Raw genomic sequence first — 14,601 nt, 5'->3', positions numbered from 1 at the left:
GACCCGTGCGCACTGGGCGCCGATAGAGGTTGAGCATGCAGGCCCTAGAAGTTAAGAGCTTCCTTGAAGGAAAGCTGCCTGAAACGACTGTAGAAGTCGAAGGCGAAGGCTGCAATTTCCAGCTGAACGTGATTAGCGATGAACTGGCGGCATTGAGCCCGGTCAAGCGTCAGCAGCAGATCTATGCCCATTTGAACCCATGGATCACCGATGGCAGCATCCATGCGGTCACTATGAAATTTTTCAGCCGCGCGGCCTGGGCCGAGCGCACCTGAGCCCCCAAGGCGTCGAGATTCTTATGGATAAATTGATTATTACCGGCGGTGCCCGCCTTGATGGCGAGATTCGCATTTCCGGTGCGAAAAACTCCGCCTTGCCGATTCTGGCAGCGACCCTGCTGTGCGATGGCCCGGTGACTGTGGCCAACCTGCCGCACCTGCACGACATCACCACCATGATCGAGTTGTTCGGTCGCATGGGCATTGAGCCGGTGATCGACGAGAAGCTGGCCGTCGAAATCGACCCACGCACCATCAAGACCCTGGTCGCTCCGTACGAACTGGTGAAAACCATGCGTGCGTCGATCCTGGTGCTGGGCCCTATGGTTGCCCGTTTCGGCGAAGCCGAAGTAGCCTTGCCTGGCGGTTGCGCCATTGGTTCGCGTCCGGTCGACCTGCACATCCGTGGCCTTGAGGCCATGGGCGCAGTCATCGACGTCGAAGGCGGCTACATCAAGGCCAAGGCGCCGGAAGGCGGCCTGCGCGGCGCGAACTTCTTCTTTGATACCGTCAGCGTCACCGGTACCGAGAACATCATGATGGCCGCTGCCCTGGCCAACGGTCGCAGCGTGTTGCAGAACGCCGCACGCGAGCCGGAAGTGGTCGACCTGGCCAACTTCCTCAACGCCATGGGCGCGAAGGTTTCCGGTGCTGGCACCGACACCATCACTATTGATGGTGTAGAGCGTCTGCACACCGCCACCTACAAAGTCATGCCTGACCGCATCGAGACCGGTACCTACCTGGTTGCCGCTGCCGTGACCGGTGGCCGTGTGAAGGTCAAGGACACCGATCCGACCATCCTGGAAGCCGTCCTGGAAAAACTCAAGGAAGCCGGCGCAGAGATCACCACCGGCGAAGACTGGATCGAGCTGAACATGCACGGCAAGCGGCCAAAAGCCGTCAACGTGCGTACCGCTCCGTACCCGGCGTTCCCGACCGACATGCAAGCGCAGTTCATCTCCTTGAACGCGATTGCCGAAGGCACCGGTGCCGTGATCGAGACCATCTTCGAAAACCGCTTCATGCACGTGTATGAACTGCACCGCATGGGCGCCAAGATCCAGGTCGAAGGCAACACCGCCATCGTCACCGGGATCGACAAGCTCAAGGGCGCGCCAGTCATGGCAACCGACCTGCGTGCCTCGGCCAGCCTGGTAATCTCGGCACTGTGCGCCGAAGGTGACACCCTGATCGACCGCATCTACCACATAGACCGTGGTTACGAGTGCATCGAAGAGAAACTGCAGATGCTCGGCGCGAAGATTCGCCGCGTACCGGGCTAGTCCCTGTTTGTGGCGAGGGAGCTTGCTCCCGCTGGACTGCGTAGCAGTCCCGCTCTTCGAGGGCCGCTTCGCGTCTCAGCGGGAGCAAGCTCCCTCGCCACAGTTTGTTGTTGACTGGTTTGTTTCAAATCGAGGCTGTCATGGCCTCGATCTGTGTCTGGCGCCGTTTGCGACCGGACAGCAATAGCCTGATGAAGGACTGACATTTCCCATGTTGACCATCGCACTGTCCAAGGGCCGCATCCTTGACGACACGTTGCCGCTTCTGGCTGAAGCGGGCATCGTGCCGACCGAGAATCCGGACAAGAGCCGCAAGCTGATCATCCCCACGACCCAGGACGACGTGCGCCTGCTGATCGTGCGGGCTACCGACGTGCCGACCTACGTTGAACATGGCGCCGCCGACCTGGGTGTTGCCGGCAAGGACGTGCTGATGGAATACGGCGGCCAGGGCCTGTACGAGCCCCTGGACCTGCGCATCGCACTGTGCAAGCTGATGACCGCCGGCCGCGTCGGTGATGTCGAACCCAAGGGCCGCCTGCGGGTCGCCACCAAGTTCGTCAACGTTGCCAAGCGCTATTACGCCGAACAGGGCCGTCAGGTCGATATCATCAAGCTCTACGGCTCCATGGAGCTGGCACCGCTGATCGGCCTGGCGGACAAGATCATCGACGTGGTCGACACCGGCAACACCCTGCGCGCCAACGGTTTGGAGCCCCAGGATTTTATCGCTGACATCAGCTCCCGCCTGATCGTCAACAAAGCATCGATGAAGATGCAGCACGCCCGTATCCAGGCGTTGATCGACACCCTGCGCAAGGCAGTGGAGTCTCGACACCGCGGTTGACTCCCCCGCGTAGCTGAAGAGCTACGCCCGTCTATCCGCCTCATAGCCAGAATTCTCAGGTGCCCAAGCGGAAACGACTGCTAGTTTAGGGCGCCTGAGTTTTTGCCAATTCTATTGAGGCCCTCGCTATGACCACGTCCACTGCAATTGCCCGACTCAACGCTGCCGACCCGGATTTCGCCCATCATCTGGATCATCTGCTGAGCTGGGAAAGCGTGTCCGACGACTCGGTCAACCAGCGGGTGCTCGACATCATCAAGGCCGTGCGTGAGCGCGGTGATGCTGCGCTGGTGGACTTCACCCGCCAGTTCGACGGCCTGGACGTGCAGTCCATGGCTGACCTGATCCTGCCGCGTGAACGCCTGGAGCTGGCGCTGACGCGCATCACCGCACCGCAGCGCGAAGCCCTCGAAGTCGCTGCGGCGCGGGTACGCAGCTATCACGAAAAGCAGAAGCAGGACTCCTGGAGCTACACCGAGGCCGACGGCACTGTGCTGGGCCAGAAGGTCACGCCACTGGACCGCGCCGGTCTGTACGTGCCGGGCGGTAAGGCGTCGTATCCATCGTCGGTGTTGATGAATGCGATCCCGGCCAAAGTCGCAGGTGTGACCGAAGTGGTCATGGTGGTGCCGACCCCGCGTGGCGAAATCAACGAGCTGGTGCTGGCTGCCGCCTGCATCGCCGGTGTGGACCGTGTGTTCACCATCGGTGGCGCCCAGGCCGTCGCAGCGCTGGCTTATGGCACCGAAAGCGTGCCGAAGGTCGACAAAGTGGTCGGCCCCGGCAATATCTACGTCGCCACCGCCAAACGCCATGTGTTCGGCCAGGTCGGTATCGACATGATTGCCGGTCCTTCCGAAATCCTCGTGGTGTGTGACGGCCAGACCGACCCGGACTGGATCGCCATGGACCTGTTCTCCCAGGCGGAGCACGATGAAGACGCCCAGGCGATCCTGGTCAGCCCCGATGCCGAGTTCCTCGACAAGGTCGCCGCCAGCATCAATAAGCTGCTGCCGACCATGGAGCGTGCCGAGATCATCGAGAAGTCGATCAACGGCCGTGGTGCGCTGATTCTGGTGCGTGACATGGAGCAGGCCATTGAAGTGGCCAATCGCATCGCACCGGAGCACCTTGAGCTGTCCGTAGCGGACCCACAGGCCTGGTTGCCATCGATCCGTCACGCTGGGGCGATCTTCATGGGCCGTCACACCAGCGAAGCCCTGGGCGACTATTGCGCCGGCCCCAATCACGTGTTGCCAACCTCCGGCACTGCGCGTTTCTCGTCGCCGCTGGGGGTGTACGACTTCCAGAAGCGCTCGTCGATTATCTTCTGCTCGCCACAAGGCGCTTCCGAACTGGGCAAGACCGCCTCGGTGCTGGCCCGTGGTGAATCCCTCAGCGCGCACGCACGCAGCGCTGAATACCGCATCGTCAAGGGAGAGTAAGGCATGAGCAAATTCTGGAGCCCTTTCGTCAAAGACCTGGTGCCTTACGTACCCGGTGAGCAACCGAAGCTGACCAAGCTGGTCAAGCTCAACACCAACGAAAACCCCTACGGCCCATCGCCCAAGGCGCTGGCGGCAATGCAGGCCGAGTTGAACGACAACTTGCGCCTGTACCCGGACCCCAACAGCGACCTGCTCAAGCAGGCCGTGGCCAGGTATTACGGGATCGATGCCGGCAAGGTGTTCCTCGGCAACGGTTCCGACGAAGTCTTGGCGCACATCTTCCATGGTCTGTTCCAGCACGATCTGCCGCTGCTGTTCCCGGACATCAGCTACAGCTTCTACCCGGTGTACTGCGGCCTGTACGGCATCACGTTCGACGCGGTGCCACTGGACGAACAGTTCCAGATTCGGGCCACTGACTATGCCAGGCCCAACGGCGGGATCATCTTCCCCAACCCTAACGCGCCCACCGGCTGCGTACTGGCGCTGGACGCGGTGGAGCAGATCCTCAAGGCCAGCCCGGATTCGGTGGTGGTGGTCGATGAAGCCTATATCGACTTCGGCGGCGAAACTGCCATCAGCCTGGTAGACCGTTACCCGAACCTGCTGGTGACACAGACCCTGTCCAAATCGCGCTCACTGGCCGGTTTGCGTGTGGGCCTGGCCGTGGGCCACCCAGACCTGATCGAAGCGCTGGAGCGGGTCAAGAACAGCTTCAACTCCTACCCGTTGGATCGGTTGGCGATTGTTGGCGCGGCGGCCGCGTTTGACGACCGTGAATATTTCGAGAAAACCTGTCAGTGGGTGATCGACAGCCGCAACCAGGTCGTCGCGCAATTGCAGGGCAAGGGGTTTGAGGTATTGCCGTCGGCAGCGAACTTCATCTTTGCGCGTCACCCGCGGCATGACGCTGCAGGGCTTGCCGCCAAGTTGCGTGAGCAAGGGGTGATCGTGCGGCACTTCAAGCAGGAGCGGATTGCTCAGTTCCTGCGCATCAGCATCGGGACGCCGGAGCAGAACCAGGCGCTGATCGACGGGCTCGGCGAGCTCTGACAGACGCTGAAAATCAAATGTGGGAGCTGGCTTGCCTGCGATGACGGTGTAACAGTCGACCTATCTGTCGTTTGATACACCGGCATCGCAGGCAAGCCAGCTCCCACACTGATTTGCGTTTAGTCAGTTACAGCAGCGGCTCATCCGGCTTCTTGTTCTTCCAGCCATCATTGCCCGGCAGCAACAAATTCAAACCAATCGCCACCACCGCACACAGGGCGATGCCCTTGAGGCCGAAATCATCCGGGCCGGTGCCGGTACCGACCAGCACACCGCCAATCCCGAACACCAGTGTTACCGACACAATCACCAGGTTGCGCGCCTCGCCCAGGTCGATCTTGTGGCGAATCAGCGTGTTCATCCCCACCGCGGCAATCGAGCCGAACAGCAGGCACAAAATCCCGCCCATCACCGGCACCGGGATACTCTGCAGCAGTGCGCCGAACTTGCCGATGAATGCCAGGCTGATGGCAAACACTGCCGCCCAGGTCATGATTTTCGGGTTGTAGTTCTTGGTCAGCATCACGGCGCCGGTCACTTCGGCGTAGGTGGTGTTTGGCGGGCCGCCAAACATGCCGGCAGCCGTGGTGGCGATACCGTCACCCAGCAGCGTGCGATGCAGGCCAGGCTTTTTCAGGTAATCGCGGCCGGTCACGCTGCCTACCGCAATCACACCACCGATATGCTCGATCGCCGGGGCCAGTGCTACCGGGACGATAAACAGGATGGCCTGCCAGTTGAACTCCGGCGCGGTGAAGTGGGGCAGGGCGAACCACGGCGCAGCGGCGATTTTCGCCGTGTCGACCACACCAAAGTAGAACGACATGGCAAAACCCACCAGCACGCCGGAAATGATCGGCACCAGGCGGAAAATGCCCTTGCCGAACACCGCCACGATCAAGGTGGTGAGCAGCGCTGGCATCGAAATCAGCATTGCCGTCTGGTAGTGGATCAGCTCTGCACCGTCGCCGGACTTGCCCATGGCCATGTTGGCGGCAATCGGCGCCATGGCCAGGCCGATCGAGATGATCACCGGGCCGATCACCACGGGCGGCAGCAGCCGGTCGATAAAACCGGTGCCCTTGACCTTCACGGCCAGGCCCAGGAACGTATAGACGAAACCTGCTGCCATGACCCCGCCCATGGTCGCTGCGAGGCCGAACTGGCCCTTGGCGAGAATGATCGGGGTGATGAACGCGAAGCTCGATGCCAAAAATACCGGCACCTGCCGCCCTGTCACCACCTGGAATAGCAACGTGCCAAGGCCTGCGGTAAACAGCGCGACGTTTGGATCAAGACCTGTGATCAGCGGCATCAACACCAACGCGCCAAATGCTACGAAGAGCATTTGTGCGCCAGACAGGATCTGGCGCCAAAGCGGGTCGTTGAATTCATCCTGCATGTTCACGCGTCCTTCTGCTTGGTGCCGAAGATCTTGTCACCGGCATCGCCCAGGCCCGGGATGATGTAGCCGTGTTCATTCAGGCGCTCATCGATGGATGCGGTGTAGATCTGTACATCCGGATGGGCCTTCTCGACGGCGGCGATGCCTTCTGGCGCGGCCACCAGCACCATGGCACGGATGTCCCGGCAACCGGCTTTTTTCAGCAGGTCGATGGTGGCTACCATGGAACTGCCGGTGGCGAGCATCGGGTCGATGATCATGGCCAGGCGCTCGTTGATTTCCGGGACGAGTTTTTCCAGGTAGGTGTGGGCCTGCAGCGTTTCTTCATTGCGGGCCACGCCCACGGCGCTGACCTTGGCGCCCGGAATCAGGCTGAGCACACCTTCAAGCATGCCGATACCGGCGCGCAGGATCGGTACCACGGTAATTTTCTTACCGGCGATTTTCTCCACTTGTACGGGACCGGCCCAACCGGGGATCTCGTAGGTTTCCAGGGGCAAATCCTTGGTGGCTTCGTAAGTGAGCAACGCTCCGACTTCCTGAGCAAGCTCACGGAAGTTCTTCGTGCTAATGTCGGCACGGCGCATAAGGCCGAGTTTGTGTCGGATCAGCGGGTGGCGGATCTCGCGAGTGGGCATAGGAAAGGCTCCGGCGGCGGGCAAAAAAACCGGCCTAGATTAATCTATCCGAGGGTGTTGTCCTATAGACATCAAGTACGTTAGTCCATAAAGGCTTGATTGGAGCGCACGAGAAGCGTACCTTCGCCCGCTTTTCTTGCCACAGCACCCCCCTTGGAGAGCGCCATGTCTGCTGATCTCGAGCATATCCGTCAAATCATGCACGAGGCTGACTGCCTGTACACCGAAGCGCAAGTCGAAGCAGCGATCGCCAAGGTCGGCGCGCACATTACTCGTGAAATGGCCGACACCAACCCGGTGGTCTTCTGCGTGATGAACGGTGGCCTGATCTTCGCCGGCAAATTGCTGACTCACCTGCAGTTCCCATTGGAAGCCTCTTACCTGCATGCCACCCGCTATCGCAATGAAACCAGCGGCGGCGACTTGTTCTGGAAGGCCAAGCCGGAAGTGTCTTTCATCGACCGTGATGTGCTGATCATCGATGACATTCTCGATGAGGGTCACACCCTGGGTGCGATCATCGACTTCTGCAAACATGCCGGCGCACGCAAAGTGCACACCGCCGTACTGATCGACAAAGACCACGACCGCAAGGCTCGTCCTGAGCTCAAAGCCGATTTCGTCGGATTGCCGTGCGTTGACCGTTATATCTTCGGGTATGGCATGGACTACAAGGGCTACTGGCGTAACGCCAATGGCATCTACGCCGTTAAAGGGATGTAATCGATGGCCCGCTTTCTTGATCAGACCTTATTTGCAGAGTTGGCCGAGAAAGCGGGCGATAGCCCCCGTGGCCGATACCACCATAATTTCCACCAGATGGAGGAGCCGTGTCATCGCCTCGCGGTGGCGCTGCAGCCGAGTACCTATGTGCCGCCTCATCGGCACCTGAGCGCCGACAAGGCCGAGACTTTGCTGGTGCTTCAGGGGCGCCTCGGTCTGCTGATATTCACCGATGCGGGTGAAGTGATCGCCAAACGCGTGATGCAGGCGGGTGGCGAGTGCGCAGGCGTCGATCTGCCGCCGGGAGTGTTTCATGGCCTGGTGGTGCTGGAGCCTGACACGGTGATGTTCGAATGCAAGGCCGGGCCTTATCGACCGGTGGGTGAGGGCGAACTGGCTGATTGGGCACCGCGAGAAGGTGATGCAGGTGTGGCTGACTACCAGCGCTGGATGCTTGCTCAGTTCGACTGAACACTGGCATCCAAATGTGGGCGTCTGTAGGAGCGAGCTTGCTCGCGAAAAACGTCAACGATAACGCGTGCTTCCTGAATAAACGCGGCGCCTTTGAGCTTTTCGCGAGCAAGCTCGCTCCTACAGGTATTAGGGCGAGCCCCCTCCCACATCCGGCGTCGCGCAGGTAGACTTCAAACCCCGTGTAAATGTCTGCAGGCTGGAGTCGGTAATGCGTAAAGATAAGAAACAGGTGATTGGCGACGAAATCGGTGACGACCAGATCAAGTTGTTCCTGGACTTCGAGCCGGTCGATGCGACGTCGCCGTCCCTGCACAAACTGATCAAGGCCTATCGCGGCCTGCGTATCGACGACTTCGAGCGTTTCCTGGGCTTTTTCAAAGAAGCAGGCCTGGACCTGGACGGCAAGGACGAGCATGGCCAGACCTTCGTCGACCTGATCAAGGACCAGCGCAACGCCGCCGAGTACATCGAACTGATCGACAACGCCCGCGGCTGATTGTCCGAGCAAAAAAAACGCCCCGGCTTCAGAGTCCGGGGCGTTTTGCTTTTAACGGTAGGAGCGAGCTTGCTCGCGAAGAACCTGGGAGCGGCGCCTTAATCCACTTGCGCCGCGTTATCGTTGACGTTTTTCGCGAGCGAGCTCGCTCCTACAGGTTCCACCAGCTCCAGGCTGATGTTGTTCTGCGTGTTGATCTTGCGATACAGCTCGGCGTCCGTCTCCAGCACTTTCTCGCGCGCCGGGAAGATCTCGTGCAGCTTGGTGGCCCATTCACCGGCGGCTTTCTGCGGGAAGCAGCGCTCGATCAGCTCCAGCATGATCGAGACGGTGACCGAAGCACCTGGAGACGCGCCCAGCAGCGCTGCAAGCGAACCGTCCTTGGCAGCAACCAGTTCGGTGCCGAACTGCAGCACGCCGCCTTTCTTCGGATCTTTCTTGATGATTTGCACGCGCTGGCCGGCCACTTCCAGGCGCCAGTCTTCGGCTTTCGCCTCGGGGTAGAAGCGACGCAGGGATTCCAGGCGCTGTTCCATGGACTGGCGCACTTCGCTGACCAGGTACTTGGTCAGGTCCATGTTGTCGCGGGCCACGGCCAGCATCGGGCCGATGTTGCCGGCGCGAATCGACATCGGCAGGTCAAGGAACGAGCCGTGTTTGAGGAACTTGGTGGTGAAACCGGCGTATGGCCCGAACAGCAGGGATTTCTTGCCATCCACTACGCGGGTGTCCAGGTGCGGCACGGACATCGGCGGCGAGCCCACGGCAGCCTGGCTGTAGACCTTGGCCTGGTGCTGCTTGACCACTTCCGGGTTGTCGCAACGCAGCCACTGGCCGCTCACCGGGAAGCCGCCGAAGCCTTTGCTCTCTTCGATGCCCGAGGCCTGCAGCAATGGCAGCGCCGCACCGCCAGCGCCGAGGAATACGAACTTGGCATCGACGTCGCGGCTGTTACCGCTGTTCACGTCCTTGATGCTCACGGTCCAGCCCGCGCCGTTGCGCTTGAGGCCGGTCACGCGCTTGCAGTACTTGACCTGGGCGTCCGGCGAGCTGGTCAGGTGGCTGAGCAACTGATTGGTCAGGGCGCCAAAGTTGACGTCTGTGCCGTTCATCACACGGGTGGCGGCGATTTTTTCATCGAGCGGGCGGCCCGGCATCATCAGCGGCATCCACTCGGCCATTTCGCTGCGGTCTTCGGTGTAGTGCATGTCCGAAAACGCGTGGTGCTGGCTGAGGGTCTCAAAGCGCTTCTTGAGGAAGGACACGCCTTTGTCGCCCTGCACGAAGCTCAGGTGCGGCACCGGGCTGATGAACGACCTGGACGAGCCAAAGGTGCCCTTCTTGGTCAGGTAAGCCCAGAACTGCTTCGACACCTCGAACTGGGTGTTGATGTGCACGGCTTTCTTGATGTCGATGGAACCGTCGGCGGCCTGCGGCGTGTAGTTCAGCTCACACAGCCCGGCGTGGCCGGTACCGGCGTTGTTCCACGGGTTGGAACTCTCCGCGGCACCCGAATCCATCAGCTCAACGACTTCCAGCGTGAGGCCGGGGTCGAGCTCTTTGAGCAGTACGGCCAGGGTGGCACTCATGATGCCGGCCCCTACCAGTACTACGTCGACTGCTTCGTTATGCGCCATTTAACGCGTCTCCAAAATCTGCAGCACCAAATTGACGGCATGGCTGCCAGGAGTGATGGGGCGGTTCACGTGTTGCCCCAGGTTACCCATGGCCAGGATCGCCATGTCCGATTCGCAATTCTTTGCAACTTCAGCACACGCTTCCTGCCGGGCTAATCTGCCTATGAACGCATTCATGGGCGCCTGTGGCAATTCGACTTATGGTCAAAGCGTGCGATTCGTGCAACCAATCCGTAGCGGACAGGCTCAAGCTCCGGTTTTTGAGGAAGGCTCGATCCTGTGTAATTGGGCTGACCCAGACGCTGATGGTGCTTGTACAAACGCCAAACTATTCATTTGCTCGCCACACTCTTGTGAAGTTGTGAAAACCCGTTTTTTCACGCTCTTTTGAAGACGTGAACCTCAAAAAAGGGCTGCCCCAGCCTGGCACCTGGCCCGTAAACCTCTGCCGACACGCGGCAAAACGGGCAAACAACTCAAGTGGCCGAGCGCAATGGCAGCTCTGGCAGATTCGATAAAAGACGGGGTGGTTTGCAAAGGAAACAGCAAGCACGCCAGCTTCACTCGATCTGTGTGGGCGGCTCTCTGTGGGCGATTTTGGGGCTAATGCCTGGGCATTAACGATGCTGCGAGGCCCGATCAGGAGACGTCCTTATAATCGGGGGGAGATTGTAGCGAAGAACGTCAGTGAAATGGGCGTGTTTTATGACTTTTATTAGGGGGCTGGTCAGGAGGCCAACGCTTGCCGGTGTCGTGGGCGAAAAACCTTTGGGCTGACCCGGGCGCTGGCCGGCAGTGGGCGGTGCATCCAGCCCAGGTGAGTCTCGGTCACTTCCACCCAGCCTTCACCGACGGGCGGCAGGCTGCACTGCTTGAAGGCCAGGCAATGTCCGTGGGCATCAAGCAGGGCAAAGTGGCGATGACGAGCGTGGGACATGAACAGGGTCTTGAGAAGGCGCATGGCTGTGTACCTGGTGTGTTACATGCTTGAAGGTTGCCAGTGTGGCATGACACTGGGGTGACGAATTTATGCGAATTTGTAATTTGCGCAGGGGCTTCAGCCGCCGTTCAGGATCGCTGGTGAGTGGTGCGCGTGCACCGTTATACTGGCGTCCTGTCTGCACCTAGTCCTGGAGAAATGCGTATGTTGCAACGCCTGTTGTTCGGTTTGATCACTGTGACCAGTTTGACCCTTGTCGGCTGCGCCAACAGCCCGCAACAACTCAGCCCGCAACCTAAAGTCACCGCGCAGTTGGCGGCGGTAGGCCACGGCCAGCCGGTTTCGGTACGCGTGGTTGACGGTCGCCCGTCGCCAACCCTGGGTTCGCGTGGCGGCCTGTATCCTGAGACCGCACTGATTTCGGTGAACGGCCAGGATGTGCTGCCCAAGTTGCAGGCCCAGGCTGAAGCCGCTGTGCGTTTGCTGGGCTTTACGCCGACCAACTCGCCAGGCGTGCCGCAACTGACCGTGACCCTGGCCGAGCTGAAATACCAGTCGCCCAAAGACGGCCTGTATGTGACCGAGGCTTCCATCGGCGCTACCTTCAAGTCTGACGTCAGTGCCGGTACCCGCCGCTACAGTGGCCGCTACGCAGCCTCGCTCAACCAGCGGTTCGGCATGTCGCCCAACCAGGAAACCAACACCAAGCTGGTCAGCGACGTGCTCAGTGATGCCTTGACCCGCCTGTTCAAGGACCCAAGCATCGGTCAACTGCTCAGCGCGCAATAAGCCGCTCACAAAAAACCGGGCTCATCGCTGAGCCCGGTTTTTTTGTGCCCGTGGTTTTTGTCATGCGGCCGTATCGACATAAAAGTCCAGCATGCTCACACCGGTGAGCAGATCCAGCTCCGGCAGATCGGCATGCTGGTGCCCGCCGAGGGCGCAATACACCAGCCAATGGCGGTCCTGAACGTTGAACGCGAGACTGCCGATCAGCGCCTCCTGTTCCTCGCTCTGGGCGATCAAATACAGCCGATCCTGGTTTTGCGCATGCAACATGACAAGCTCCTCAAGCGTCGAAGGGCAACAGAGTGGCTTGTTAAGGTGACGTTCAGGTGACGGCGTAAATTACTGGATACATTAGCCGTCAATGGGGAAGGAGCATTAAATGCGCAGGAGGCGACTGTCGTTCAGGTGTGTACCTGGACTGATACCCGAAGACTGATTTACCGAGGTTTGCGATGGCGCTGCCCGCACTGCTCATTAATATTGTTGCCCTGTTGGTTGCCTGCTCGGGCGCCTGGGTGTTGTTCATCACCCGTCTGCATGCACAGCGTGCGATAGCTGACCTGGCCCTGCGCAGCGAAGAGCGCGCTATCGACCAACCGATGCTGTTTCTGGATACACGCACCGAACGGGCGCATCGCCTGGCGTACCGCGTCGGGTTCGCCTGCCTTGGCTTGGCCCTGGCCATCTCCTGGCTCAGCACCCGCTTATAATTCCACTGCGAAACCAAATGTGGGAGCGGGCTTGCCCGCGAAGGCGGTGTATCAGCCACTGAATCTTTAACTGAACCAACGCTATCGCAGGCAAGCCAGCTCCCACACTGGCCATGTACTGCCCGCAGAGTCAGCGCCTGCCACATATCCCCTGTGGGCTCACTATTACAGGGGGATCCCAGCCTTGACTCGGTATTGGTTGCGTACCGGCGTCGCATACTGCACCACCAGATAAGGCCGGTGCTCCGCCGGGCACTCGTTCAAGCGCCGCTCCCATTCCGCCTTCGCCTTGGCCAGCTCATCGGCCGGGAACACGTCCGCCGCCTTGGGCACCTGCAATTGCGGGTCGGCATCACTCCACTGCGCGTACGCCAGGTAGTGCACCGGAAACAAGCGATAGCCACCGAGGATCTGCCGGTCCATTTCCGCGGCCAGCAGCTTGGTGTCTTCGAAACGCTCGGTGATCGGCGGCGCAAAGTTCACGTGCACTCGGCCTTTATAGCCGGTAATGCCCAAGGCAATGCTCACATCATCCTCTCCCGGTGCCTTGGTGTAGGTGCCGGTGGTGGCGCGGATATACAGCTCGCGGGCCTTGGCGGCATCGCAGGGGTCGTACTCGTAGCTGATGGACACAGGCGTCAGGTTCAACGACTGGATGACCTCGGCAAATGGCTCGTCCTTGCGGCTGACGTGGAACATCTTGAGGATCGCCGATTCGGTACGGTCATCACCATCCTTAGCCCGGCCTTCAGCCTGGGCAATCCAGATCGACTGGCAGTCGTTGCGGATCGAATGGTTGATGTAGGCCGACAGCAGGTTGTAGGCCGCCATCTTCTCCTTTCGCCCGGTAATCGAACGGTGCACGATGAAGCTCTTGTTCAGGCGCATCAGGTCGCTGACAAACGGCTTTTGCAGCAGGTTGTCGCCGATGGCGATGCGCGGCGTCGGCAGGCCGGCGTGGTACACGGCGTAGTTGACGAAGGCCGGGTCCATCACGATGTCGCGGTGGTTAGCCAGGAACAGATAGGCAGTGCCGGATTTCAGTTGCTCGACGCCGGTATAGGTCACGCCGTCGGTCGCCCGGTCAATGGTGTGGTCAACGTAGTACTCGACCTTGTCCTGCAGCGTGGCCACGGTGGTGACGCCAGCGAACTCTCGGCGCAGTTTGCGCGCAATCATTGGCTTGAGCAGCCAGCCCAGGGCGCCTGCAAAGCGCGGGAAGCGGAAGTGGGTCAGGATGTCCAGAAAGGCCTTGTCACTGAACAGGCGCGCCAGCACTGCCGGGACTTCGCTGTCGTTGTAAGGTCGGATGGTATCGAATTCGCCCATCATGCTCTCTTGTTAGAAACGGCTAGGGTAAGTAAAAGGAAATGTCAGGGTGCGGTCCGAATAAGGGGCCGGCCAAGAATAGCCCTGTAAATAGACCGGCGATTATACGCACAAGTCACCTAGGAGACTGCGATGCTCGAAACTGCGCTGTACGATTGTCCTTATTGTGGCGAAGCGGTCGAGACGACGGTGGATTTGTCTGGCGGGGACCAGACCTATATAGAAGACTGCCAAGTGTGTTGCCGGCCGATCACGTTCGACCTGCAAGTTGATGGTGAAGAGTGGATGCTTGAAACCCGCAGCGAAAATGAATAATGCGCAGCGAGAACGAATAAAAAGGTACGCCCATGCAGCGAATCTACGAACCGGAAAATCTGATGGAGGGCGAGTTGTTGCAGCAGATGCTTGCCAGTGAAGGTATCGAGGCGCACCTGGTGGGGCGCCATTTGCTCGGCGGCACGGGCGAGTTGCCGATATTCGGCTTGCTGGGGCTGGAGGTCGACAACGACCAGGCCGCCTGCGCCCGCGAACTGATCACCGCCTATATC

At 60.0% G+C, this 14,601-nt stretch carries 18 protein-coding genes; 12 read left to right on the top strand and 6 right to left on the bottom strand.

The window, feature by feature from the left end:
• Positions 1-35 precede the first annotated feature (35 nt).
• The 5 genes from APH41_RS12650 (at position 36) to hisC (ending at position 4,912) form a co-directional block, all read left to right on the top strand.
• Positions 36-275, top strand: coding sequence for a BolA family protein (locus tag APH41_RS12650; protein ID WP_003188597.1), 240 nt, complete (start codon positions 36-38; stop codon positions 273-275).
• Positions 276-298: 23 nt separating this feature from the next.
• On the top strand, positions 299-1,564 hold the full coding sequence (murA, locus tag APH41_RS12645; RefSeq protein WP_034126315.1) for a UDP-N-acetylglucosamine 1-carboxyvinyltransferase: 1,266 nt from the start codon (positions 299-301) through the stop codon (positions 1,562-1,564).
• A 211-nt stretch (positions 1,565-1,775) separates the two neighbouring features.
• Positions 1,776-2,411 (top strand): ATP phosphoribosyltransferase, encoded by a 636-nt coding sequence (gene hisG, locus APH41_RS12640; RefSeq protein WP_003188599.1) that lies wholly within the window; start codon positions 1,776-1,778, stop codon positions 2,409-2,411.
• A 128-nt stretch (positions 2,412-2,539) separates the two neighbouring features.
• The gene (gene hisD, locus APH41_RS12635) at positions 2,540-3,856 is read left to right on the top strand and encodes a histidinol dehydrogenase (RefSeq protein WP_054919317.1); all 1,317 of its coding nucleotides are present in this window, start codon (positions 2,540-2,542) and stop codon (positions 3,854-3,856) included.
• A 3-nt stretch (positions 3,857-3,859) separates the two neighbouring features.
• Entirely contained in the window at positions 3,860-4,912 is a 1,053-nt protein-coding gene (hisC, locus tag APH41_RS12630; protein WP_054919315.1) for a histidinol-phosphate transaminase, read from the top strand.
• Between the two features lie 127 nt (positions 4,913-5,039).
• Here the strand turns inward: hisC and APH41_RS12625 are convergent, their stop codons facing one another.
• Positions 5,040-6,314 carry a uracil-xanthine permease family protein gene (locus tag APH41_RS12625; protein WP_003188606.1) on the bottom strand — a complete coding sequence of 425 codons (1,275 nt, stop codon included), beginning with the start codon at positions 6,312-6,314 and terminating at the stop codon, positions 5,040-5,042.
• Positions 6,315-6,316: 2 nt separating this feature from the next.
• On the bottom strand, positions 6,317-6,955 hold the full coding sequence (upp, locus tag APH41_RS12620) for a uracil phosphoribosyltransferase (RefSeq protein WP_003188608.1): 639 nt from the start codon (positions 6,953-6,955) through the stop codon (positions 6,317-6,319).
• A 165-nt stretch (positions 6,956-7,120) separates the two neighbouring features.
• On the opposite strand from upp, the gene APH41_RS12615 reads away from it, so the two are divergent.
• The 3 genes from APH41_RS12615 (at position 7,121) to APH41_RS12605 (ending at position 8,648) form a co-directional block, all read left to right on the top strand.
• Entirely contained in the window at positions 7,121-7,678 is a 558-nt protein-coding gene (locus tag APH41_RS12615) for a hypoxanthine-guanine phosphoribosyltransferase (protein WP_003188610.1), read from the top strand.
• A gap of 3 nt (positions 7,679-7,681) precedes the next feature.
• Entirely contained in the window at positions 7,682-8,149 is a 468-nt protein-coding gene (locus APH41_RS12610; RefSeq protein ID WP_034126318.1) for a WbuC family cupin fold metalloprotein, read from the top strand.
• 211 nt (positions 8,150-8,360) lie between these two features.
• Complete coding sequence (locus APH41_RS12605; RefSeq protein WP_003188614.1) at positions 8,361-8,648, top strand: PA4642 family protein; 288 nt, start codon at positions 8,361-8,363, stop codon at positions 8,646-8,648.
• Between the two features lie 98 nt (positions 8,649-8,746).
• On the opposite strand, the gene mqo is transcribed toward APH41_RS12605, so the two are convergent.
• Both mqo and APH41_RS12595 read right to left on the bottom strand, forming a co-directional pair.
• Positions 8,747-10,285, bottom strand: coding sequence for a malate dehydrogenase (quinone) (mqo, locus tag APH41_RS12600; RefSeq protein WP_034126319.1), 1,539 nt, complete (start codon positions 10,283-10,285; stop codon positions 8,747-8,749).
• A gap of 727 nt (positions 10,286-11,012) precedes the next feature.
• Entirely contained in the window at positions 11,013-11,246 is a 234-nt protein-coding gene (locus APH41_RS12595; RefSeq protein ID WP_034126320.1) for a hypothetical protein, read from the bottom strand.
• A gap of 183 nt (positions 11,247-11,429) precedes the next feature.
• On the opposite strand from APH41_RS12595, the gene APH41_RS12590 reads away from it, so the two are divergent.
• Positions 11,430-12,014 carry a YajG family lipoprotein gene (locus APH41_RS12590; protein WP_034126321.1) on the top strand — a complete coding sequence of 195 codons (585 nt, stop codon included), beginning with the start codon at positions 11,430-11,432 and terminating at the stop codon, positions 12,012-12,014.
• A 60-nt stretch (positions 12,015-12,074) separates the two neighbouring features.
• Here the strand turns inward: APH41_RS12590 and APH41_RS12585 are convergent, their stop codons facing one another.
• Positions 12,075-12,284, bottom strand: coding sequence for a hypothetical protein (locus APH41_RS12585; protein WP_003188620.1), 210 nt, complete (start codon positions 12,282-12,284; stop codon positions 12,075-12,077).
• Positions 12,285-12,466: 182 nt separating this feature from the next.
• On the opposite strand from APH41_RS12585, the gene APH41_RS12580 reads away from it, so the two are divergent.
• On the top strand, positions 12,467-12,724 hold the full coding sequence (locus APH41_RS12580; protein ID WP_034126322.1) for a hypothetical protein: 258 nt from the start codon (positions 12,467-12,469) through the stop codon (positions 12,722-12,724).
• A gap of 165 nt (positions 12,725-12,889) precedes the next feature.
• Here the strand turns inward: APH41_RS12580 and APH41_RS12575 are convergent, their stop codons facing one another.
• On the bottom strand, positions 12,890-14,053 hold the full coding sequence (locus APH41_RS12575; protein ID WP_169918829.1) for a 1-acyl-sn-glycerol-3-phosphate acyltransferase: 1,164 nt from the start codon (positions 14,051-14,053) through the stop codon (positions 12,890-12,892).
• 132 nt (positions 14,054-14,185) lie between these two features.
• On the opposite strand from APH41_RS12575, the gene APH41_RS12570 reads away from it, so the two are divergent.
• Positions 14,186-14,368 (top strand): CPXCG motif-containing cysteine-rich protein, encoded by a 183-nt coding sequence (locus APH41_RS12570; protein WP_054897012.1) that lies wholly within the window; start codon positions 14,186-14,188, stop codon positions 14,366-14,368.
• Positions 14,369-14,400: 32 nt separating this feature from the next.
• Positions 14,401-14,601 (top strand): putative signal transducing protein (locus tag APH41_RS12565; RefSeq protein WP_054919314.1); only part of this gene is annotated, 201 nt, incomplete at its 3' end.

Source organism: Pseudomonas sp. NBRC 111138 (genome assembly GCF_001320835.1).
Classification (GTDB): domain Bacteria; phylum Pseudomonadota; class Gammaproteobacteria; order Pseudomonadales; family Pseudomonadaceae; genus Aquipseudomonas; species Aquipseudomonas paracarnis.
Note: the sequence above shows the minus strand (reverse complement) of the source record. Positions and strands in the feature narration are given on the sequence as shown.

Coding starts and splice junctions, on each gene's coding strand:
- APH41_RS12650 (WP_003188597.1), top strand. CDS start 36: ATGCAGGCCCTAGAAGTTAAGAGCTTCCTTGAAGGAAAGCTGCCTGAA.
- murA (WP_034126315.1), top strand. CDS start 299: ATGGATAAATTGATTATTACCGGCGGTGCCCGCCTTGATGGCGAGATT.
- hisG (WP_003188599.1), top strand. CDS start 1,776: ATGTTGACCATCGCACTGTCCAAGGGCCGCATCCTTGACGACACGTTG.
- hisD (WP_054919317.1), top strand. CDS start 2,540: ATGACCACGTCCACTGCAATTGCCCGACTCAACGCTGCCGACCCGGAT.
- hisC (WP_054919315.1), top strand. CDS start 3,860: ATGAGCAAATTCTGGAGCCCTTTCGTCAAAGACCTGGTGCCTTACGTA.
- APH41_RS12625 (WP_003188606.1), bottom strand. CDS start 6,314: ATGCAGGATGAATTCAACGACCCGCTTTGGCGCCAGATCCTGTCTGGC.
- upp (WP_003188608.1), bottom strand. CDS start 6,955: ATGCCCACTCGCGAGATCCGCCACCCGCTGATCCGACACAAACTCGGC.
- APH41_RS12615 (WP_003188610.1), top strand. CDS start 7,121: ATGTCTGCTGATCTCGAGCATATCCGTCAAATCATGCACGAGGCTGAC.
- APH41_RS12610 (WP_034126318.1), top strand. CDS start 7,682: ATGGCCCGCTTTCTTGATCAGACCTTATTTGCAGAGTTGGCCGAGAAA.
- APH41_RS12605 (WP_003188614.1), top strand. CDS start 8,361: ATGCGTAAAGATAAGAAACAGGTGATTGGCGACGAAATCGGTGACGAC.
- mqo (WP_034126319.1), bottom strand. CDS start 10,285: ATGGCGCATAACGAAGCAGTCGACGTAGTACTGGTAGGGGCCGGCATC.
- APH41_RS12595 (WP_034126320.1), bottom strand. CDS start 11,246: ATGCGCCTTCTCAAGACCCTGTTCATGTCCCACGCTCGTCATCGCCAC.
- APH41_RS12590 (WP_034126321.1), top strand. CDS start 11,430: ATGTTGCAACGCCTGTTGTTCGGTTTGATCACTGTGACCAGTTTGACC.
- APH41_RS12585 (WP_003188620.1), bottom strand. CDS start 12,284: ATGTTGCATGCGCAAAACCAGGATCGGCTGTATTTGATCGCCCAGAGC.
- APH41_RS12580 (WP_034126322.1), top strand. CDS start 12,467: ATGGCGCTGCCCGCACTGCTCATTAATATTGTTGCCCTGTTGGTTGCC.
- APH41_RS12575 (WP_169918829.1), bottom strand. CDS start 14,053: ATGGGCGAATTCGATACCATCCGACCTTACAACGACAGCGAAGTCCCG.
- APH41_RS12570 (WP_054897012.1), top strand. CDS start 14,186: ATGCTCGAAACTGCGCTGTACGATTGTCCTTATTGTGGCGAAGCGGTC.